17 protein-coding genes are annotated in these 18,812 nt (G+C 72.7%); 5 read left to right on the top strand and 12 right to left on the bottom strand.

What is annotated here, in order from left to right; genetic code table 11:
- Positions 1-225: 225 nt before the first annotated feature.
- From STRVI_RS34475 to STRVI_RS34465, 3 genes are read right to left on the bottom strand one after another with little or no spacing between them, the layout of a single operon-like run.
- Complete coding sequence (locus STRVI_RS34475) at positions 226-909, bottom strand: PAS domain-containing protein (RefSeq protein ID WP_014060198.1); 684 nt, start codon at positions 907-909, stop codon at positions 226-228.
- Between the two features lie 19 nt (positions 910-928).
- Positions 929-2,131: a PP2C family protein-serine/threonine phosphatase gene (locus STRVI_RS34470; RefSeq protein WP_014060197.1), complete on the bottom strand. Its 1,203-nt coding sequence runs from the start codon at positions 2,129-2,131 to the stop codon at positions 929-931.
- A gap of 42 nt (positions 2,132-2,173) precedes the next feature.
- Positions 2,174-3,241, bottom strand: coding sequence for a DMT family transporter (locus STRVI_RS34465; RefSeq protein ID WP_014060196.1), 1,068 nt, complete (start codon positions 3,239-3,241; stop codon positions 2,174-2,176).
- 172 nt (positions 3,242-3,413) lie between these two features.
- On the opposite strand from STRVI_RS34465, the gene STRVI_RS34460 reads away from it, so the two are divergent.
- The gene (locus STRVI_RS34460) at positions 3,414-4,034 is read left to right on the top strand and encodes a TetR/AcrR family transcriptional regulator (RefSeq protein ID WP_014060195.1); all 621 of its coding nucleotides are present in this window, start codon (positions 3,414-3,416) and stop codon (positions 4,032-4,034) included.
- A 43-nt stretch (positions 4,035-4,077) separates the two neighbouring features.
- On the opposite strand, the gene STRVI_RS34455 is transcribed toward STRVI_RS34460, so the two are convergent.
- The 3 genes from STRVI_RS34455 to STRVI_RS34445 form a co-directional block, all read right to left on the bottom strand.
- The gene (locus STRVI_RS34455) at positions 4,078-4,917 is read right to left on the bottom strand and encodes a glycosyltransferase family 2 protein (RefSeq protein ID WP_050994055.1); all 840 of its coding nucleotides are present in this window, start codon (positions 4,915-4,917) and stop codon (positions 4,078-4,080) included.
- Positions 4,918-5,149: 232 nt separating this feature from the next.
- On the bottom strand, positions 5,150-5,764 hold the full coding sequence (locus STRVI_RS53075; RefSeq protein WP_014060193.1) for a hypothetical protein: 615 nt from the start codon (positions 5,762-5,764) through the stop codon (positions 5,150-5,152).
- A gap of 251 nt (positions 5,765-6,015) precedes the next feature.
- Complete coding sequence (locus tag STRVI_RS34445) at positions 6,016-6,789, bottom strand: SDR family oxidoreductase (RefSeq protein ID WP_014060192.1); 774 nt, start codon at positions 6,787-6,789, stop codon at positions 6,016-6,018.
- A 173-nt stretch (positions 6,790-6,962) separates the two neighbouring features.
- Here STRVI_RS34445 and STRVI_RS34440 point away from each other — a divergent pair, with 173 nt between their 5' ends.
- Complete coding sequence (locus STRVI_RS34440; protein WP_014060191.1) at positions 6,963-8,585, top strand: alkaline phosphatase D family protein; 1,623 nt, start codon at positions 6,963-6,965, stop codon at positions 8,583-8,585.
- 79 nt (positions 8,586-8,664) lie between these two features.
- Here the strand turns inward: STRVI_RS34440 and STRVI_RS34435 are convergent, their stop codons facing one another.
- On the bottom strand, positions 8,665-9,678 hold the full coding sequence (locus tag STRVI_RS34435; RefSeq protein WP_043236996.1) for a Gfo/Idh/MocA family protein: 1,014 nt from the start codon (positions 9,676-9,678) through the stop codon (positions 8,665-8,667).
- 91 nt (positions 9,679-9,769) lie between these two features.
- On the opposite strand from STRVI_RS34435, the gene STRVI_RS34430 reads away from it, so the two are divergent.
- Together STRVI_RS34430 and STRVI_RS34425 are read left to right on the top strand one after the other, a co-directional pair.
- A complete protein-coding gene (locus STRVI_RS34430; RefSeq protein WP_014060189.1) occupies positions 9,770-11,101 on the top strand; it encodes a Bcr/CflA family multidrug efflux MFS transporter in 1,332 nt (443 codons plus the stop codon).
- A 59-nt stretch (positions 11,102-11,160) separates the two neighbouring features.
- Complete coding sequence (locus tag STRVI_RS34425; protein ID WP_014060188.1) at positions 11,161-12,165, top strand: serine hydrolase domain-containing protein; 1,005 nt, start codon at positions 11,161-11,163, stop codon at positions 12,163-12,165.
- A gap of 228 nt (positions 12,166-12,393) precedes the next feature.
- Here the strand turns inward: STRVI_RS34425 and STRVI_RS34420 are convergent, their stop codons facing one another.
- Both STRVI_RS34420 and STRVI_RS34415 read right to left on the bottom strand, forming a co-directional pair.
- Positions 12,394-13,416, bottom strand: a complete 1,023-nt coding sequence (locus tag STRVI_RS34420) for a small ribosomal subunit Rsm22 family protein (RefSeq protein ID WP_014060187.1) — start codon at positions 13,414-13,416, stop codon at positions 12,394-12,396.
- Positions 13,417-13,731: 315 nt separating this feature from the next.
- A complete protein-coding gene (locus tag STRVI_RS34415; protein ID WP_014060186.1) occupies positions 13,732-14,634 on the bottom strand; it encodes a glycerophosphodiester phosphodiesterase in 903 nt (300 codons plus the stop codon).
- Between the two features lie 169 nt (positions 14,635-14,803).
- Between STRVI_RS34415 and STRVI_RS34410 the strand changes: the two genes are divergently transcribed.
- On the top strand, positions 14,804-15,541 hold the full coding sequence (locus STRVI_RS34410) for a bifunctional DNA primase/polymerase (protein ID WP_014060185.1): 738 nt from the start codon (positions 14,804-14,806) through the stop codon (positions 15,539-15,541).
- A gap of 112 nt (positions 15,542-15,653) precedes the next feature.
- Here STRVI_RS34410 and STRVI_RS34405 read toward each other — a convergent pair whose 3' ends face one another.
- The 3 genes from STRVI_RS34405 to efeB are packed head-to-tail and all read right to left on the bottom strand — an operon-like array spanning position 15,654 to position 18,806.
- Positions 15,654-16,559 (bottom strand): hypothetical protein, encoded by a 906-nt coding sequence (locus STRVI_RS34405; RefSeq protein ID WP_014060184.1) that lies wholly within the window; start codon positions 16,557-16,559, stop codon positions 15,654-15,656.
- Complete coding sequence (efeU, locus tag STRVI_RS34400; RefSeq protein ID WP_014060183.1) at positions 16,510-17,487, bottom strand: iron uptake transporter permease EfeU; 978 nt, start codon at positions 17,485-17,487, stop codon at positions 16,510-16,512. The genes STRVI_RS34405 and efeU overlap by 50 nt, the downstream gene beginning before the upstream one ends.
- Before the next feature lie 59 nt (positions 17,488-17,546).
- Positions 17,547-18,806, bottom strand: a complete 1,260-nt coding sequence (efeB, locus tag STRVI_RS34395; RefSeq protein ID WP_014060182.1) for an iron uptake transporter deferrochelatase/peroxidase subunit — start codon at positions 18,804-18,806, stop codon at positions 17,547-17,549.
- Between the last annotated feature and the right edge of the window lie 6 nt (positions 18,807-18,812).

Here is an 18,812-nt window from a genome sequence, read left to right as displayed (position 1 = left end):
CAGGCGGCCGCCAGCCACAATCAGCGCCCGGCCGACCGCGGGAGCGGGATCGGTTAACGAGCCTCTACCACAAAGGGTGACAAACCGGGCCATGAACGGTCCAGCGATCCGGGGACGAATATCCACCCCCCGAGTGCACCCACAGGACGAAGACCCGGGCCCGCCGCAGATGGGGCGCCGTGCTGTTGGCGTCGGAGACCTCGCAGATGAGGCCGCGGTCGCGGATCAGCCGCAGCCGGATGCGAGCCGTTCGCCGCTCTCCAGCACCTCCCGCATGGCCCGCTCGACCCGCTCGCTCTCCCCGCGGCCCACCAGCTCCGTCAGCCGCAGCCCGCGCATCTGGTCCTCGCTGCGGGCGGTGGCGGCCTGCATATCGGCGTTGGCCCGCGCCAGCCGCAGCTCGGTGTCGAAGAGCGCCAGGACGCACGGACACTGGGCGAACGCGCGGTCCACCGGTGCGCCAGGCTCCTGGGAGCGCGGCTCGTGCGAGGGCGGCTCGTGCGAGAGCGGCTCCCGGGGGAGCGGCTCATCGGGGAGCGGCGTCCGGGGCGCGGCCGAGACCAGCAGCCGGCCCGCGGATCCGTCGCCCACCGGGCCGCGCTGGGCCAGCAGCTCGACCTCCACCCGATGGCCGTCCCGGTGGCACAGCGCGGCCCGTCCGCTCCACCGGGGCTCGTCCGCCAGGCACGGCCCGGCGCCGCTCGCGGCGTCCCCGAGCGTCTTCTCCGCGCGCAGCTCGCCCGCCGACCGCCCTACGACGTCCTCGGCGCGATAGCCCAGCAGCCGCCAAGCGCCCTCGCTCCACCCGGTCACCACGCCGTGGCCGTCGACCGTGGCCGTGGCCAGGCCGGGGGCGCCGGGCGGGGGGTTCGGCCGGATGCGGCGGGTGGCGGGGTCGGGGGGCGTCATCGGATATCGCCTCGACGGCTCAGGGATCCGGGGGCTGCCACTCGATCATCAAAATCGTGGCGTCGTCGCTGAGTTGGCTGTGCCCGTGGTCGAGGATGGCGTGGATGAGCAGCCGGAGCACCTCGGGGGCGTTCTCCCCGGCGGCTGTCGAGCGGATGATGTGGTCGGCGAAGCGCTCCAGGCCGAACTGCTCACCGCCCTCGTCGCGCGACTCCACGACCCCGTCGGTGTACAACAGGATCCGGTCGCCGGGCTCCAGGGCCGTCTCATGGATCCGGCGGGGCGCCGCCGACAGCCGCGGGGGCAGCCCCAGCGGCGGTTCGGAGGCGCGCTCCAGCTCCTTGTCCAGCAGCCGCTGGCGACGGATGACCAGCGGGGTCGGGTGGCCGCAGTTGGACCAGCGCAGCGCCCCGCTCGGCATGTGCAGCCGGAGGAAGACGCCCGTGCAGAACTGGTCCGGAAGCCATTTGGCCAGCGCCTCGTCCACGGTGGTGACCAGCTCCGCCAGATCGGCGCCGGTGCGCCGGGCGTTGCGGCTGCCCGCCATCGCCACGGAGGTGGTCAGCCCGGAGGCCAGATCGTGGCCCATGGCGTCGAGGATCGTGGCGTGCAGGACGTCCTCGGTGAACGAATGGTCGAAGGCATCGCCGCCCAGCTCGTACGCGGGCTCCAGAACGGCCGTCGAGATCACCCGGCCGGTGCCGATCGAACGCGGCGGGAGGAAGGCCCGCACCATCTCGGTGGGCAGCTCCATGGACCGGGTCCGGGTGCGCCGCGCGATGGTGTCGATGGAGGTGCGCTTGGACGTGATGACCAGGGAGAGGAGCGAGGCCAGCGTCCGGCAGCGCCAGAGCGTGAGCCCGTCCAGGGATTCCATCCGCAACTGCAGCACCCCCAGCCGCTCCGCGCCGTTCATCAGCGGCAGCCAGACGTCGAGCCCGCCCTCGCCGTCCTCCTTGATTCGCACGGTGCTGGTCCGGTAGGCGAATCCGGCCAGGGAGTCGTCGAGGTCCAGGTGCGGCATGTCCTCTTCGAGGGGTATCAGCAGCCGCTGCTGGATGTCGATCAGGTACACGACCGCACGGCCCATGTGCATGGCCGCGGTGTAGCGGTCCAGGGCTCCCGGGAGTTCCGCGGGTGATGCCTCGTGGGACGCCCGGAGCAGCTCGTCCAGCGACTGCTCAGCGGTCTCGGCCGAGGTCGACACACTCGCGTCCACCATGCGGTCCACCTTACGGCGGCGGGCCGCCAGGCGCCGTGACGATCACGGGGGCGTGGGCACCGGCTCCCGCGCTGCCTCTCGCGCCGACTCCCGTACGGGTTCCCGCGCCGGTTCCCGCACGGGTTCCCGGGGGACGGTGGCGGGCTCGCGCAGGATCTCATCGGGTGCGCGGCTCTCTGGTACGGCTGCCCCGCGTGCGGTGGCCCGCCGTACGGTCGCGGCGGCCTCCCGTACGGCCACGGCGTCCCCGCGCACGTCCGCGCTCGTCTGGGGAGCCCGGGAGAGGAGGACCACCCCGCGGGCCGCCGCCGCCGCACCCGCGGCGGCCAGGGCCCAGCCCGCCGGGCCACCCCGGAAGCGCTCGTCCAGCAGGACGATCCCGATGGCGGCCGCCGCCACCGGGTTGGCGAGGGTCAGGGTGGCGAGGGGTGCGCCGAGGCCGCTGCCGTAGGCGCTCTGGGCCAGCAGCAGACCGCTCACCGCGAAGACCGCGACCAGGACGGCCACGATCACGGTCCGCCAGGACACCAGGGCCGCCCCGGGCGCGTGGGAGTCGGCGAGCGCGACGGTGAGGGTCTGGGTGAGCGCCGAGGCGACGCCCGAGGCGACCCCGGACGCGGTGGCGTACCGCAGACCCCGGCCCGATGTCCCGCGGCCGGTGCGCCCCGGCCGGACGCACAGCGCGATGAACACCAGGACGACGCCCGCGAGCCCGACCGCCTGCGGCAGGCTGAGCATGTCGCGCGGGGTCTCCCCGGCGGTGACCGGCAGCAGGGCGCCGAGGCCGAGCAGTGCGAGGGCCACGCCCCGCCACTCGTTCCGGGCCACCCGCCGCCCCGCGAGCCGCGCGCCCAGCGGGACGGCCGCGACCAGGGTCAGCGCGCCGAGCGGCTGGACCAGGGTGAGCGGTCCGTACCGCAGGGCGGCCACATGCAGCAGGGCACCGGTGGAGTTGAGGCCGACCGCACCCCACCAGGCGCCGCGCAGCAGCAGTCCCGGCATACGGCCCGGCCGCCCGCCGGCGGCCAGCCGCTCCTGAGCCACCGCGGCGGTCGCGTAGGCGACGGCCGAGGCGAGCGCGAGCGCGACGGCTATGACGGTCGGGTTCATCCACCGTGCCTTCCTCTGGGCGCCCATCTGCCTGGCGCCATCGGCACACAAACGTATCGATACGAGAGTGTACCGGTTCGGATCCGTATCGGTACATGGCTGTATCGGTACGCGGGTGTGTCGGTACACTGTGTGGTCGGGGGCCGGAGTCCGGTGACCGAGGAGGAGAGCCATGGCGACGCAAGGCCCGGAGACGGCCGCGCCGCAGCGCCGTTCCAAGATCAGCCCCGAGCGGGAGCAGGAGTTCTACCAGGCGGTCCTCGATCTGCTCCAGGAGGGCGGCTACGAGGCCCTCACCATCGAGGCCGTCGCCGCCCGCACCCGCGCCAGCCGCTCCACCCTCTACCGGCAGTGGTGCAGCAAGCCCCAGCTCGTCGTCGCCGCGCTGCGCTCGTGCAAGCGCCCCTTCGCGCTGGAGGGCATCGACACCGGCTCCCTCGCGGGCGATCTGCGCGCCGTCGCGGCGGCGGTGGGGGAGGCGGGCGAGGTGTGCGGCGGTGACACGGCGCTGGTGTACGCCGTTGGGCACGCCGCGCTGCAGGACCCCGATCTGCTGCAGGCGCTGCGCGCCGCACTCATCGAGCACGAGGTGAAGACGATCCAGGCGATGGTCCGCCGGGGCGTGGAGCGCGGCGAGGTGGCCGCGGACAACCCCGCCGTCGAGTTCGTCCCCACCCAGTTGATCGGCGCGATGCGGGTCCGCCATCTGCTGGAGGGCCGGTTCGCCGACCGCGACTATCTGACGCGCTTCCTCGAGGCGTCGGTCTTCCCCGCCCTCGGGCTGGCCCCGTAGGGCCACCGGTCACGCCACCGGGCGCTGTCAGCCCGTCAGCCCGTCAGATCACGGGCGGGCGGCCCAGTTTGGTCATCTGCCATACCGTGCGCCAGCGCATCGGGCGGCGCTTGCCGCAGGAGGTGCGCAGCCCCTCCAGGAAGCCGCCGGCCCAGGCCCGCAGCCCCGGCAGGGAGCGGGTGCGGGCGAGCGTGAGCAGCGTCCAGGTGCCGAGGTAGAGCGGGATCAGCGGCAGCGGCAGGTGGCGGCGGGCCAGCCAGACCCGGTTGCGGGCGGTCATCCGGTGGTAGACGGCGTGCCGGGCGGGGGAGGTCCTGGGGTGCTGGAGCAGCAGCTCGGGGGCGTAGACGACCTTCCAGCGCGCGTCGAGCGCCCGCCAGGCGAGGTCGGTCTCCTCATGGGTGAAGAAGAACGCGTCCGGCCAGCCGCCGGTCTGCTCCAGCATCGCCACCGACAGGGCGTGGCCGCCGCCGAGGAAGGTGGTCACCTCGCCGCCGCGCAGCGGATCGGAGGTGCGCAGCCGGGGTACGTGGCGGCGCTGGGTCTCGCCCGTCTCGTCGGCGATGCGGAAGCTCACGATGCCCAGGCGCGGGTCATCGGCGTACAGATCGCGCACCCTGCGGAAGACGTCGGCGTCCACCAGCAGCCCGTCGTCGTCGAGGTCGATGACGACGTCCACGTCGCCGAAGTCGCGCAGTCGCCGCCAGGCGACGTTACGGCCGCCCGAGACGCCGAGGTTCTCCTCCAGCTCGACCGCGGTCACCTCGGCGGGGAACTCCGGGAGCGGGGAGCCGTTGCCGACGACCACGATGCGAGCCGGGGGCACGTCCTGCTTGGCGACCGACTCCAGCAGGGCGGCCACCTCTCTGGGCCGGTTGCCCATGGTCAGGACGGCGATACCCAGGCGTGGTTCGGAGGCGGCGGCGGACACGATGGGACTCCAGAGCTCGGGTGCGATGCCCGCGATCGTATCCGTTCACCCGGAAGGACACTTCCGTACGGCTGATGTTCATCAAGGGCCGAGCGGCCGACATCAAAGAGCGAGCGGAACAAAAAGACCGAGCAGAACAGAAAGGCAGAACAAGAAGGCAGAGCAAGAAGACCGGGCGGAACGATCAGCCGTCGAGCGCGGCGAGGGCCTTCTTGGCCGCGCTGATGGCGCCCTTACGGATCGCATCGCCGTCGGCGGCCTTGTGGCTCTCGAAGTCGCCGCCGTTGTAGGTCACGGTGATCGTGGCGTTGTCCTGGTGGACGGTCACCACGGCCTCGCCTATGCCCTGGTCGTCGTCCTTGGTGGTCTTCTCGGTCACCGACGCGTCGTCGCCGAGGCCGGGCACCGCGCTGCCGCCCTCGCTCCCGCTCTTCTTCCCGGCGGTGCTCTTGACGTCGTAGGCGATGTCCAGCCAGCGGTACTCGAAGTCGTTCAGAGCGTGCCAGGAGCAGCCCGTGCGGCGGCCCAGGTCGCTGGACTTCAGCTCGTTCCCGGCCGCTTTGGTGCCCGGCACCAAGTCCTTGATCATCGACTCGGGGAGGGTGGTGCACGCCTCCGCGGGCGGCTTGGCGTAGCGCGGCGCGGCGGCGCCGGTGGCCGGGGCCGAGGTCTGCGGGGAGGGGCCCGCCGGGGTGGCGTCCGCGTCCGAGCCGTCCGACGTCGTCATGGCCACCCCCGCGGCGGCGAGGACGGCGACGGGCAGCAGACGGGCGACCAAGGTGAGCGGCAGAGAACGCACGGCGGTCTCTCTTCGTTCGGATGGCGGTCGTGGGGCGGTGGTGAAAGGTGGGGCGCGGTGGGAAACGACCCTGCCATATGGAGCGGGCGTCGAACAGCCCCGGGGGTGGGAGAGGGTGCCGGTCCGGGGGTGGGGAGCGGGTGCGTCGGCGGTGGCGTCGGAGCCGCTGTGCCGATGGAGTGAATTGCCCGCATCCTCACATTATCTCCACAATTGGAGGGTTATCTAGGAGGGTGACGAACCCTCATCCGTCAGCCGCGGCCGATGTACGGCATCGCCGTCGCCATGACCGTCGCGAACTGCACGTTGGCCTCCAGCGGCAGCGACGCCATATGCCGGACCGTACGCGCCACGTCCGCGACGTCCATCACGGGCTCGACCGCCGCCTCCCCGTTCGCCTGCGGTACACCGGCGGACATCCGCTCGGTCATCTCGGTCGCCGCGTTGCCGATGTCGATCTGCCCGCAGGCGATGCGGTACCGCCGCCCGTCCAGCGACAGCGACTTGGTGAGCCCCGTGATGGCGTGCTTGGTGGCGGTGTACGCCACGCTGTCCGGCCTGGGTGCATGCGCCGAGATGGAGCCGTTGTTGATGATCCGCCCGCCTTGTGGCTCCTGATCACGCATCAACCGGAACGCCGCCTGGGCGCACAGGAACGCGCCCGTCAGGTTGGTGTCCACGACCGACCGCCAGTCCTCGTAGGCCAGGTCCGCCAGGGCCACACCGCGCGGGCCGAAGCTCCCCGCGTTGTTGAACAGCAGATCGAGCCGTCCGAACCGCTCCCGCACCGCCGCGAAGAGCGCCTCCACCCGCTCCGGTCCGGCCACATCCGTCGGCACCACGGGGGCCGGGGGGCCGCCACCGGCCAGCCGCGCCGTCTCGGCCAGGGCCTCCTCGCGGCGCCCCGCCAGCACCACCGACCAGCCCGCCTCCAGGAGTTCGAGCGCCACCGCCCGGCCGACCCCGGAGCCCGCGCCCGTCACCACCGCCACTTTCGACACCACCGACACACGACCGTCGCTCATGGCGCCGCAGCGTACGCCACGTCAGTTCGCCGTGTGGACAAGTCGATTCGCCGCAATGGTCCCTTCCGGCAACGGACCTCACCCAGCGGTCATATCGATGTCGGGTGCACGCAAGCGGCCGTCCGTCCCCCGACACTGCAATTCCTCTGACGCCACGAGCCAGGGGAGAGCACATGGCACATGACTCGCACCAGCAGGCCATACGGGACGCTGCCGCACGTCTGGGCCGCCGCCGCTTCCTCACCGTCACCGGGGCCGCCGCCGCGCTCGCGTTCACCACCAATCTGCCCAGCGCCCACGCCGCGCAGGTGTCTCCGCGCGCGCTCGCCGACAACCCCTTCACCCTCGGCGTGGCCTCCGGCGACCCGCTGCCCGGCGCGGTCGTGCTGTGGACCAGGCTGGCGCCCCGCCCGTACGAGCCCGGCAACGGGCTGCCCGAAGAGGGCACCGTCAAGGTCGACTGGGAGATCGCCCGCGACGAGAAGTTCCAGCGCGTCGCCCGCCGGGGGACCACCTCCGCGCACGCCGAGTTCAACTACACGGTGCACGTGGACGCGGCCGGGCTCGAGCCGGACCGCGTCTACTGGTACCGCTTCCGGGCCGGGAACTGGACCAGCCCGGTGGGCCGCACCCGCACCACCCCCGGCGTGGGCGCCAAGGTCCGGGACGTGCGGTTCGGCCTGGTGTCCTGCCAGGCGTACCACGACGGCTACTTCACCGCCTACCGCCACCTGGCGGACGAGGACCTGGACGCCGTCTTCCACGTGGGCGACTACCAGTACGAGTACGCGGTCAACGCGGTGGGCGGCGCCCGGAAGTACACCGACCGCACCCTCCCCGCGGTGTTCAACGCCGAGACGATGACCCTCGAGGATTACCGGCTGCGCTACGCGCTCTACAAGTCCGACGAGGACCTCCAGGCCGCCCACGCCGCCTTCCCCTGGTTCGTCACCTGGGACGACCACGAGACCGAGAACAACTACGCGGACGACATCGACGAGAACGGCGGCCCCTCGGACGAGTTCCTGATCCGCCGGGCCGCCGCCTACCGGGCGTACTGGGAGAACATGCCGCTGCGGATGCCGCAGCAGCCGGACGGCGCCGACATGCGGCTCTACCGCCGCTTCCACTACGGCAAGCTGGCCCAGTTCGACATCCTCGACACCCGGCAGTACCGCTCCAACCAGGCGTACGGCGACGGCTGGCAGTACCCCGGCCCGGAGTCCGAGGACCCCGCGCGCACCCTCACCGGCAGCGCCCAGGAGCGCTGGCTGCTGAGCGGCTTCCAGAGCTCCACCGCCACCTGGAACGTGCTGCCGCAGCAGGTCACCTTCTCCCAGCGGAAGAACACCACGGCCGCGCGCTCCCAGCTCTCCATGGACTCCTGGGACGGCTACCCCGCCTCCCGGGAGCGGATCCTGGCCGGTGTCGAGCAGGCGGGCCTGGAGAACTTCGTGGTGCTCACCGGCGATGTGCACGTGCACTACGCCTTCGACATCAAGAAGGACTTCGACGACCCGGGCTCCCGGACCCTGGGCGTGGAGTTCGTCGGCACATCCGTCAGCAGCGGCAAGGACGGCGCCGACAAGCCCGACAACTGGGCCACCTACATGGCCGCCAACCCGCATATGAAGTTCTACAACGGCCGGCGCGGCTATGTGACGGTCTCGCTGGACGAGGAGCGGGCACAGGCCGACTACAAGACCGTCTCCGCGGTCACCACCCCGGACGCGCCGCTCACCACGGCGGCGTCGTTCGTCAGCGAGGCCGGGAACCCCGGCCTGAAGCAGGTCTGACGAACGGGCGGGGCCCGGCGCGCACCCCAGGCGCCGGGTCCGCCCGGTTCAGCCCCTCGTACCGCGTTCTCACACCTCGTCACCCCATGCCCTCGTCCTCACCGGGATACCGCACCCCGAGCCGCTCCCGCGCCGCGTCCAGGGTCCGCATCACCGCCAGCGTGCCGTCCAGCGGCACCAGCGGGGACTCCGTCTCGCCCGCGCGCAGGCAGCGCATCACCTCCGCCGCCTCCCGCTGGTAGGAGCGCAGCCCGTCCACCGCCGTGATCTCCTGCGGATCCCGGCCGGGCCGGTGCAGCACGAAGCGCTCGGGGTGGAAGAAGCCGCGCGGGAACTCGATCCGCCCCGCCGTGCCCGTCACCGCTGCCGTCATCGGCGTATCCGCGGTGATCGAGCAGGAGAGCAGCGCCACCGCCCCGCTGTCCCAGCCCAGTGCCAGGCCCGTGTTCACATCGACGCCCTCGGGGGAGAGCTGTCCCACCGCCCGCACCTCGTCCGGCTCGCCGAGCAGCAACTGCGCGAAGGACACCGGATAGACGCCGAGGTCCAGCAGGGCGCCGCCGCCCAGCGCCGGATCGCGCAGCCGGTGGTCCGGGTCGATCGGGCCGGGCAGCCCGAAGTCCGCGTGGACCGCCCGGACCTCGCCGATCGCCCCGTCGTGGACCAGCTCGGTCATTCGGCGGACGACCGGATCGCAGTACGTCCACATCGCCTCCATCAGGAAGCGGCCCCGGGCCCGGGCGAGGTCCACCAGCTCCTCGGCCTGCCGGACATTGAGCGTGAACGGCTTCTCGCACAGCACCGCCCGCCCCGCCTCCAGACACAGTCCGGCCGCCTCCCGATGGGCCGAGTGCGGGGTGGCGACATAGATCACATCGATGTCGTCATCGGCGGCCAGCTCCGCCCAGCCGCCGTAGGCGCGGGATATCCCGAACCGCTCCGCGAAATGCTTGGCCGACTCCGGCCGGCGCGAGCCGACCGCGATGACCTGCGCGTCCGCCATCTCCAACAGATCCGTGGTGAACGAGGCGGCGATCGCACCGGTCGCCAGAATCCCCCACCGCACGGCCCTTGCCCCGCTTGTCCCGGCCATCCCGACCCCGTTCCCCCCTGTCCACAGGAGTTCGACCCCATTCGAATTGCTGAGAGCATAGAGACGCATCAACGACTCATGGAAGGTACGCATGCAGCAGCCCGGCCAACCGGCCGCCGCTCCCACCCGGGCCGACCGGCCCGGAACCTCGTCCCCCGACACCTCCCGCACCTCCGCTGCCGCCCTTCCCGGGCTCACCGCGCAGCGCCGTACGAGCCTCCTCGTCACCCTGATCCTCGGCGGGCTCACCGCACTCCCGCCGCTGTCCATGGACATGTACCTCCCGGCCCTGCCGGAGGTCACCGACGGGTTCCACAGCTCGGCCGCCACCGCCCAGCTCACCCTCACCGCCTGTCTGCTGGGCATGGCGCTCGGCCAGCTCGCCGTCGGCCCGATGAGCGACCGGTGGGGGCGCCGCCGTCCGCTGCTCATCGGCATGGTGATCTACGTCATCGCCACCGCCATCTGCGCCTTCGCCCCCACCGCCGGGCTGCTCATCGGCTTCCGGCTGCTCCAGGGCCTCGCGGGCGCCGCCGGCATCGTGATCGCCCGCGCCGTGGTCCGGGACCTCTACGACGGCATCGCGATGGCCCGCTTCTTCTCCACCCTGATGCTGATATCGGGGGTGGCGCCCATCGTGGCCCCGCTCATCGGCGGCCAGCTCCTGCGCTTCACCGACTGGCGCGGCGTCTTCGCGGTGCTCACCGTGATCGGCACCCTGCTCACCCTGGTGGTCTGGCGGTGGCTGGGGGAGACGCTGCCGCCCGAGCGGCGCCAGGACGGAGGGCTCGGCCAGACCCTGCGCACCATGCGCGGGCTGCTCGCCGACCGCGTCTTCACCGGCTACATGCTCGCGGGCAGCTTCGCCTTCGCGGCGCTCTTCGCCTATGTCGCCGGGTCGTCCTTCATCGTCCAGGAGATCTACGGCGCCTCACCGCAGACCTTCAGCCTGCTCTTCGGGCTGAACTCGATCGGCCTGATCGCCACCGGCCAGCTCAACGGCCGGGTGCTGGTCGGCCGGGTCAGCATGGACAAGGTGCTGCTGGTCGGGCTGGTCGTGATCACCGTCGCGGCGGCCGTGCTGCTCGTGCTGGCCTCCGGGGTCTTCGGGAAGGCCGGTCTCGTCCCGGTGGCGGGGAGCCTGTTCGTGCTGATGTCCGCGATGGGCCTGGCCATGCCGAACACCAACGCCCAGGCCCTGAACCGCACCCCGCACGCCGCCGGTTCCGCCTCCGCGCTGCTCGGCACCTCCACCTTCCTGCTGGGCGCCGTCGCCTCCCCGCTGGTGGGGATCGCGGGGGAGACCACGGCGGTGCCGATGGCCGTCGTCCAACTCGTCTGCGCGCTCGCGGCCATTGCCTGCTTCATGGGACTCTGCCGTCCGTGGCAGCGACGTACAAAGCAGAGCGTGACCGTGGTCTGACCCGGCTGCTGGAGATCGTCAGGGCGCTTCCCGAAGGGGAGCGCCCTTGGTGTTCGGGGGTGGCACTGGCCGCCGGGACCACATCGGGCCCGCTGGCCGAGGAGTCCTTCGGCTGGGCGGTGCGCTACACGGCGTACGACGAGCGGGCCGACCGGGGCGTGGAGCTGCCGCGCGAGCGGTGGGCGCCGGTGCGCCGCGACACCCTCTTCGACCTCGCCTCGCTCACCAAGCTGTGCACCACGATCGTGGCGCTGCGGGCCGTGGAGCGCGGGCTGATCACGCTGGACGGGCGGGTCGCCGCGTACGCCCCGGAGTGCACGGCCGCCGCAGAGCACGGCATCACGGTGCGGCACCTGCTCACCCACACCTCGGGGCTGATTCCGGAACTCCCGCTGTACGAGGAGGACGGGGTGGAGCGGCGGCTGGCCCGGCTCGCGGCCGAGCCGCCGGTCACCCCGCCCGGCACCGCCCGCCGCTACTCCGACCTCAACTTCCTGCTGCTGCAGCGGGTGCTGGAGCGGACCGCGGGGCGTGGGCTGGACCGGCTCGTCCAGGAGACGGTCACCGGCCCGCTGGGCATGGCCGACACCCGCTTCAACCCTCCCGCCTCCTGGCTGCCCCGGATCGCGGCCACCGAGGACCAGCGACGGCCCTGGGGCAAGGTGGACCGGGGGATGCTGCGAGGCGTCGTGCACGACGAGAACGCGTGGGCGCTGGGCGGGGTCGCGGGCCATGCCGGGATCTTCTCGACCGCCGGGGACCTGGCGGTGCTGTGCCGGGCGCTGCTGGCCGGTGGCGGGCGCATGCTGTCGCCGGAGTCCACCGAGCTGATGCTGACCGCGCCGGGGCTGGGCTTCGAGGTCGACCAGCCGTGGTTCATGGGCGAGTTGGCGGGGGGCGGCGCCGCGGGGCACACCGGGTTCACCGGGACGAGCCTGGTCGTGGACCGGGCCCGCGGGGTCTATCTGGTGCTGCTCGCCACGACCGTGCATCCGCGGCGCCGCTCTGGGGACAGTGGGCCCCGGGCGGCGGCGGGGACGGCGCTGGCGCGGGCGGTGGGGTGAGAGGGCCCGGGGTCGCTGGGGTTCACGGGCTCCTGGGGTTCACGGGTTCCTGGTCTTCCCGGGCCGTGCGGCGTCTTACGGGGTGTCCGGCGGATCTGTCCCCTCCCCGCCCCTTCCCGCAGCATCGATTTGCGGCTCCGCCGCGTGGGGCGGGGCTCCGCCCCCTCGACCCCCGCCGGGGCTCCGCCCCGGACCCCGCTCCTCAAACGCCGGAGGGGCTTGATTGCGTTACCGGCCGGAGGGGCTGGATTCCTCCGGCGGCCAGACGTCGCCCCAGGACACATCGCGGGCGGCCCGGTACAGCGGCCCCTGACGCTTGGTCACCGTGGTGCGGCCCAGCCCCGCCTCCGGGGCGCACAGGTCCAGCAGCACCTGGCCCTTGCGGATCTGCGGGCGGCGCACCACCCGTGCCCCGGCGGGCGCGGCGTCGAACCGTACGGCCGCGACATAGCTGAACTTCTCGTCCTCGTAGGGCAGCGAGCCGCCCTTGACCTGCCGGTGGAGGGAGGAGCGGCGGACTCGGGTGGCGAAGTGGCACCAGTCGGTGCCGGGCTCGATCGGGCAGGCCGCGCCGTGCGGGCAGGGGGCGACGATGCGCAGCCCGGCCGCCAGCAGCCGGTCCCGCGCCTCGCGGATCCGCAGATAGCCGTCCGGGGTGCCCGGTTCGATCAGCACCACGGCCTGGGCCGCGCGTGCCGCCTCGGCCACCACGGCCTTCCGGTCGGCCTCGGTCAGCTCGCCCAGCACATAACTGACGGTGACCAGGTCGGTCCCGTCCGGCAGTGCGAGCCCGTCGCCGATGGCCCGGCGCTGCCAGCGGGCGGTGCGCAGCGCCTCGGAGGGCGCCTGCCCGGCCAGCTCGCGGCCGAGGGCCAGCGCGGGCTCGGCCCAGTCCAGGACGGTGGTGGTGTGCCCGTCGCGCGGCCAGGTGGCGGCCACCGCCCAGCTCGCCGCGCCCGTACCGCCGCCGATGTCGATATGCGTGGCCGGGGCCCAGGCGGGCGTGCGGGCGCGGAAGGCGGCGAGGGCGGCGCGCGCGGCCTCGAAGGTCGCGGGCATCCGGTACGCGGCGTAGGCGGCGACGTCGGAGCGGTCGCGCAGCACCGGCGCGTCGGTCGGGGTGCGCCCCCGGTAGTGGCCGATCAGCCGATCGACCGCCTGGGCCGCCTGGCGGGGCGGCAGACCGTCGAGCAGGCCGGCGAGCGCGGTCTGCGGGGTCTCGTCGGTAAGGGCGGCGTCGGGGGCGTGCATTCGGCGGATTCTACCGGCGGGAAGGGGCCACCCCCGCCGCTCGGGCGGGGGGCGGGCAAGGGCCGGGCCACGCCCGCCGCCCAGGGCCGGGCCACGCCCGCCGCCCAGGGCCGGGGGCCACGCCCGCCGCCCAGGGCCGGGGGCCACGCCCGCCGCCCAGGGCCGGGGGCCTCTCGCGGGGTCCGTTGCCCAGGAGGGGGCTCCTCGCCGCCTGAGCCGGGTACCTCTCGCGCGGTCCGCTGTCCCCGGGGCCACCCTTGTCGCCCGGGCCGGGCCGCTGGTCGGCCCCGTTCACCCACCGCCGTCGGCTGTCGCTCACCTTCCGCTGGGCGCCCGCGGCGTTCGTACGGGCGTGGAGACCAGCAGGGCCGGTGCGTCCGTGATGATGCCGTCGCACCCCAGCCGCAGCATCCGGTCCCGCTGCGCCGGGGTGTCCACGGTGTGCGCCCAGACCCGCGGTATCCCGGAGGCGACGGCCCGCCGCACATCCTTATCGCGCGCCCGGTAGTCGACGTCCAGCAGGTCGACGACCCCGCGCCAGTCGCGCGGGGTGTCGGTGCGCATCTGCCGGGCGGACCGCCATAGCTGGGTCGTCAGCCCCTTACGGTGCGCCTCGCGGGCCACCTCGGGGCGGTTGCTGTTGACGTAGACGGAGTGGGTCAGACCCCGGTCGCGGATCATCCGCGCCAGCCGCGGCAGGCTCTCGGGGTCCTTGGCCTCCACCATCAAGGTGATCCGGCCGCCGAACCGGTCCAGCGCCTCGGCGACGGTGGGCGGCCGCTCGGGCCGCCAGGTGCCGCGCAGGGAGGGGTCGGGGCGCAGCCGGACGCCCCGCCACTGCGCGGCGGTCAGAGCCCGTACGGGCCCGGTCCGGTCGGTGGTGCGGTCCAGCGTCGCGTCGTGCATCACCACGAGCGTGCCGTCGCGCAGCATGCGGGTGTCGAAGTCGAGGACCTGGGCGTCATGCCGGCTGAAGGCGCTGGCCAGCCCGGACATGCTGTTCTCGGGCACTTCCAGGGCGCCGCCGCGGTGCGCGGTGTAGACGACGGCGGGCTTGCCGGCCGACGGCGCCGTGAGCGCGGGCTGGAGCCGCGCCGGTTCGCCGGCCGGGGGGATGAGACGTCGTACGGACGGACGAGCGATGGGGTGGGCCGCGACGGCCGCCGGTATGGAGAGGCCGAGCACCACGACGGCGGTCAGAAAATGCCTGCTGATCATAGAAGGAACGCTAGGGGCGCGATGACGCGTATGCCCTGATATCGACACCCGGTCGAGGTGGTCTCACCCACCCCGGATGCGGACACCGGCCACTTCCGGAGCAGGATGGTGGCAGCATTGATCGGGTACCGGCCGCACCGCCGGTACCGGCGGTGAAGCGAGGCGGTAGATGGAACGCAAGGGCAGGTTCTCCCAGTGGCTGCGTCGGCCGAGGAGCGGAGCGGGCGGCGACCACGACACGGGAGCGGGCGCCGGCGGCGTTCGCGAGGACCTGCTCATGGCCGCCGCGGCGGCGGGATTCCCGCTCGCGCCGGCCGCCCATCCCTCCGGCTACGGCTGTTCCTGTGACCGCATCGGGTGTCCCACTCCGGGCCGCCACCCCGTCTCGTTCGCCTGGCAGACCCAGGCGACCACCGACCCGGACAAGGTCGCGCAGTGGCTGCGCGCCGATCCGCAGGCCAACTTCATCACCGCCACCGGCATGGTCCACGACGTGCTCGACGTACCCGTGGACGCCGGGCGGCTGGCCTTGGAGCGGCTGGGCGCGGCCGAGGTCGAGGTCGGGCCCGTGGCCACGAGCAGCGGCGATCTCCAGCAGGGGCGGATGCTGTTCTTCACCGCCACCCGGGGCACGCCGGATGACGAGGACGAGTGGTGGCCCTGTGAGCTGGACTGCCACCCGGAGACGATGGACGAGCATCCGGGGCTGCGGTGGCATTGCCGGGGCAGCTATGCGCTGATGCCGCCCGCGAAGTTGCCGGGGGATGGCCATGTGGGGTGGCTGCTCGGGCCGGAGCGGCCGCTGCCGGATCCGCTGACGCTGCTGGAGACGCTCACCGATGCTTGTGCGCAGTTCGTGGGCGAGGATCAGGAGCACGAATCGGCTGCTTGGCCCATAGGGCGGTAGCCCTTGCGGCTTCGTTGTCGGGTGCGGGCCGGTGGCCTGGTTGTGCCCACCCGTCCCGCCGGGCACCTTCCCAGCGGTAGCCCGGGGGAGGGACGAGTGCCCACAACTATGCCTACTCGCCCTTTGCCGCGGTTACGCCTTCCAGGCGGTTGAGGAAGACCACCTTCGGGTCCGCCGCATCCTTGGCGGGGACCCGCACCGCCGACTCCGAGACCCTCGTCAGCGTCACCGCCTTCTTCGCCTCGCCCGTCATCAGCGCCTTGATCTGCGGATCCGGGTTGGGCCGGAAGCCCTTCGCCATCGTCTGCTTCTGCCGGTGGTGCGAGGAGAAGAACACGATGGCCCCGCCGTCCGAGGTGCGCAGCCCCACCGGGGCGTCCTGCGCGCCCTGCGCCGGGCTGTCGATGTACTCCGTCCAGAACTTCGGGGTGCGCAGGAACTTCCTCCGGGTGTCCCGCAGCCCCGAGGTCGACTGGCCGTCGGCGAAGACCGAGCCCTCGCCCGTCATCAGGTAGTCGGTGTACTCCGCGCTCAGCTTGTCCGGCCGGGTCGCCAGCTTCGGGGTCGGCCCCTCCGTCGGGACCGGCTTGGCCCAGCCGTCCTTGTCGGTCGCGAAGTCCGGCACCTCGTCCTGGCTGAGGATCGACAGATACGCGGCCTTCCACGGCTCGTCCGCACCGCCGCGGGTGAAGACGAACAGCCAGCGGTTGTCGTCGCGGTTGCTGTCGGTGTCCGCGACGAAGAACTTCGGCCAGCCCACCTGCTTGGGGATGCGGTAGGTGACGTCGGACAGCTCCAGCGCCGGGTACTTGGGGTTGCCGTTCGGGGAGCTCGCGTGCTGGGCCTTGAGGTCGGCGGTGGTGATGGCCTCCAGCGGGCCCGCCTCCACCTGGCTCGCCACCGCCGGATCCAGCTCCCGGTACGCCTTGTTGTACGCGTCGGTGAACTGCTCGAGCGCCTTGGGTGCCTCAGCCTTGTCCACCGACGGAATGTTCTCCCGCTCGCCGTGGACCGTCATGCACCCCGTCAGCGTCATCCCCAGCGTCAGTACCGCCGCTGCGGTCGGGACTGTCATCTGCCGACGGGGCGGCCTGCGTGTCATGGGGCTCCTGCTCCCGATTCCTGGGGGCTGCTGTGGACGGCGACACCCTACCGGGACGCAGGAACAGCGCGAGCGTGGGGACCAGATAGAGCGCCCACATCGACACCTGAAGCCAGGTCGGGTCCGGCTGGAAGTTGAAGACGCCCTTGAGCAGCGTGCCGTACCAGGAGTCCGGCGCGATGGTGGAGCTGATGTCGAAGGCCAGCGAGTGCAGCCCGGGCAGCCAGTCGGCCTCCTGCAGATCGTGGAAGCCGTACGCGAGCACCCCCGCGGCCACCACGACCAGCATCGCGCCCGTCCAGGTGAAGAACTTCGCCAGGTTGATCCTGAGCGCGCCCCGGTAGAACAGCCAGCCCAGCGCCACCGCGGTGATCAGGCCCAGGACCACACCGATCAGCGGATCCGCCGTACCGTCGTTGCTCGCCCGCACCGCCGTCCACACGAACAGCGCGGTCTCCAGGCCCTCCCGGCCCACCGCGAAGAAGGCCGTGGCCACCAGCGCCCCGGTGCCCATCGCGAGCGCCGCGTCCAGCTTGCTGTGCAGCTCGGACTTCAGATGGCGGGCGGTGCGCCGCATCCAGAACACCATCCAGGTCACCAGGCCCACCGACAGGACCGACAGCGAGCCGCCCAGCGCCTCCTTCGCCTCGAAGGTCAGCTCCTGCGAGCCGAACTCCAGTGCCGCGCCGAAGGACATGCTCAGCAGCACCGCGACGGCGACCCCGAGCCACACCGGGCGCAGCGCGTCCCGGCGCTCGGTCTTGACCAGATAGGCGATCAGGATGCACACCACCAGGCTGGCTTCCAGCCCTTCGCGCAGACCGATCAGGTAATTGCCGAACACGGGGTTCGCCTTCCTTGTCGAGGGATCCTGTGGGTGGAGTCCGTGGGGAGAACAGCCCGTCAGGAGAACAGCGCCCTGCCCCACCAGTCGTCCGCGTCCCGGACGCCCGGCGGGACCGCGAAGAGCGCCGAACCCACGTGCTGGATGTACTCGTTGAGCGCGTCCGTGCGCGCCAGCCGCCGCTGCACCGGCACGAACCCGTCCCGTACGTCGTGCTGGTAGGCGAGGAAGAACAGCCCCGCGTCCAGCCGCCCCAGACCGTCCGTGCCATCGGTGAAGGAGTAGCCGCGGCGCAGGATCCGCACCCCGCCGTTGGAGTCCGGATGCGCGAGCCGGACATGCGCGGTGGGCAGCATCGCCTTCAGATTCGGCTCGTCGCGCTCATGCTGCCTGCCCTGCGGCGCGCCCTCGCCCTTGTCCCGGCCGAAGACGTCCTCCTGCTCCTTGAGCGAGGTGCGGTCCCAGGTCTCGATGTGCATCCGGATGCGGCGCGCCACCAGGTACGAACCGCCGGCCAGCCACGCCGGGCCCGCCTTCCCGCTCACCCACACATGCTTCTCCAGGGCGGCGGTGTCGGTGCCCGCGATGTTCCGGGTGCCGTCCTTGAAGCCCATCATGTTGCGCGGTGTCTGCGCGTCAGGCGTGGTCGAGGACGTCTTGCCGAAGCCAAGCTGCGACCAGCGGATGGCCACCTTGCCCATGCCGATCCGGGCCAGGTTGCGGATGGCGTGCACGGCCACCTGCGGGTCGTCCGCGCACGCCTGCACACACAGATCGCCGTCGCTGCGCGCCGCGTCGAGATTGTCGCCGGGGAAGGCGGGCAGGTCGATCAGCGCCTCGGGGCGGCGGTCGGCGATGCCGAAGCGGTCCTTGCCCTTCTTGTCCTTGAAGAGCGTGGGCCCGAAGCCGATGGTGAGGGTGAGCCGGGACGCCTTGAGGCCCAGCGCCTCGCCGGTGTCGTCCGGCGGGGCCTCCGCCAGATCGCTCACCGCGCCGCCGCCGACCGCATGCCCCTGGGTCATCCGGGCCGCCGCCTTCGTCCACTCCTTCAGCAGCGCGATCAGCGCGGCGCGGTCGTCGGTGGTGACGTCGAACGCCGCGAAGTGCAGCCGGTCCTGCACCGCCGTGGCGATCCCCGCCTGGTGCGCCCCGTAGAAGGGCACCGCGGCGCCGCTGTCGGCGACCGCCTGGGTGTCGTCCGCACCGCCGCTCAGCGCGGCCGCCGCGCCGCCTGCGGCCGCGGCGCCGAGCGCGAGCCCGGCGCCTCCCCAGCCGATCAGCGCCCGGCGCGAGGGAGCGGTGCCGGTCTCGTCGGTCATGCCCGG

Origin of the sequence: Streptomyces violaceusniger Tu 4113, assembly GCF_000147815.2 — a bacterium.
Classification (GTDB): Bacteria; Actinomycetota; Actinomycetes; order Streptomycetales; family Streptomycetaceae; genus Streptomyces; species Streptomyces violaceusniger_A.
Note: the sequence above shows the minus strand (reverse complement) of the source record. Positions and strands in the feature narration are given on the sequence as shown.

What these genes read in the sequence shown, in the direction of transcription:
- STRVI_RS34430 (WP_014060189.1), top strand. Translation starts at nt 9,770, where the DNA reads ATGCAGCAGCCCGGCCAACCGGCCGCCGCTCCCACCCGGGCCGACCGG.
- STRVI_RS34420 (WP_014060187.1), bottom strand. Translation starts at nt 13,416, where the DNA reads ATGCACGCCCCCGACGCCGCCCTTACCGACGAGACCCCGCAGACCGCG.
- STRVI_RS34405 (WP_014060184.1), bottom strand. Translation starts at nt 16,559, where the DNA reads ATGACGGTCCACGGCGAGCGGGAGAACATTCCGTCGGTGGACAAGGCT.
- STRVI_RS34455 (WP_050994055.1), bottom strand. Translation starts at nt 4,917, where the DNA reads ATGGGCAACCGGCCCAGAGAGGTGGCCGCCCTGCTGGAGTCGGTCGCC.
- STRVI_RS34470 (WP_014060197.1), bottom strand. Translation starts at nt 2,131, where the DNA reads ATGGTGGACGCGAGTGTGTCGACCTCGGCCGAGACCGCTGAGCAGTCG.
- STRVI_RS34435 (WP_043236996.1), bottom strand. Translation starts at nt 9,678, where the DNA reads ATGGCCGGGACAAGCGGGGCAAGGGCCGTGCGGTGGGGGATTCTGGCG.
- STRVI_RS34465 (WP_014060196.1), bottom strand. Translation starts at nt 3,241, where the DNA reads ATGAACCCGACCGTCATAGCCGTCGCGCTCGCGCTCGCCTCGGCCGTC.
- STRVI_RS34460 (WP_014060195.1), top strand. Translation starts at nt 3,414, where the DNA reads ATGGCGACGCAAGGCCCGGAGACGGCCGCGCCGCAGCGCCGTTCCAAG.
- STRVI_RS34475 (WP_014060198.1), bottom strand. Translation starts at nt 909, where the DNA reads ATGACGCCCCCCGACCCCGCCACCCGCCGCATCCGGCCGAACCCCCCG.
- STRVI_RS34415 (WP_014060186.1), bottom strand. Translation starts at nt 14,634, where the DNA reads ATGATCAGCAGGCATTTTCTGACCGCCGTCGTGGTGCTCGGCCTCTCC.
- STRVI_RS34440 (WP_014060191.1), top strand. Translation starts at nt 6,963, where the DNA reads ATGGCACATGACTCGCACCAGCAGGCCATACGGGACGCTGCCGCACGT.
- efeB (WP_014060182.1), bottom strand. Translation starts at nt 18,806, where the DNA reads ATGACCGACGAGACCGGCACCGCTCCCTCGCGCCGGGCGCTGATCGGC.
- STRVI_RS34445 (WP_014060192.1), bottom strand. Translation starts at nt 6,789, where the DNA reads ATGAGCGACGGTCGTGTGTCGGTGGTGTCGAAAGTGGCGGTGGTGACG.
- STRVI_RS34410 (WP_014060185.1), top strand. Translation starts at nt 14,804, where the DNA reads ATGGAACGCAAGGGCAGGTTCTCCCAGTGGCTGCGTCGGCCGAGGAGC.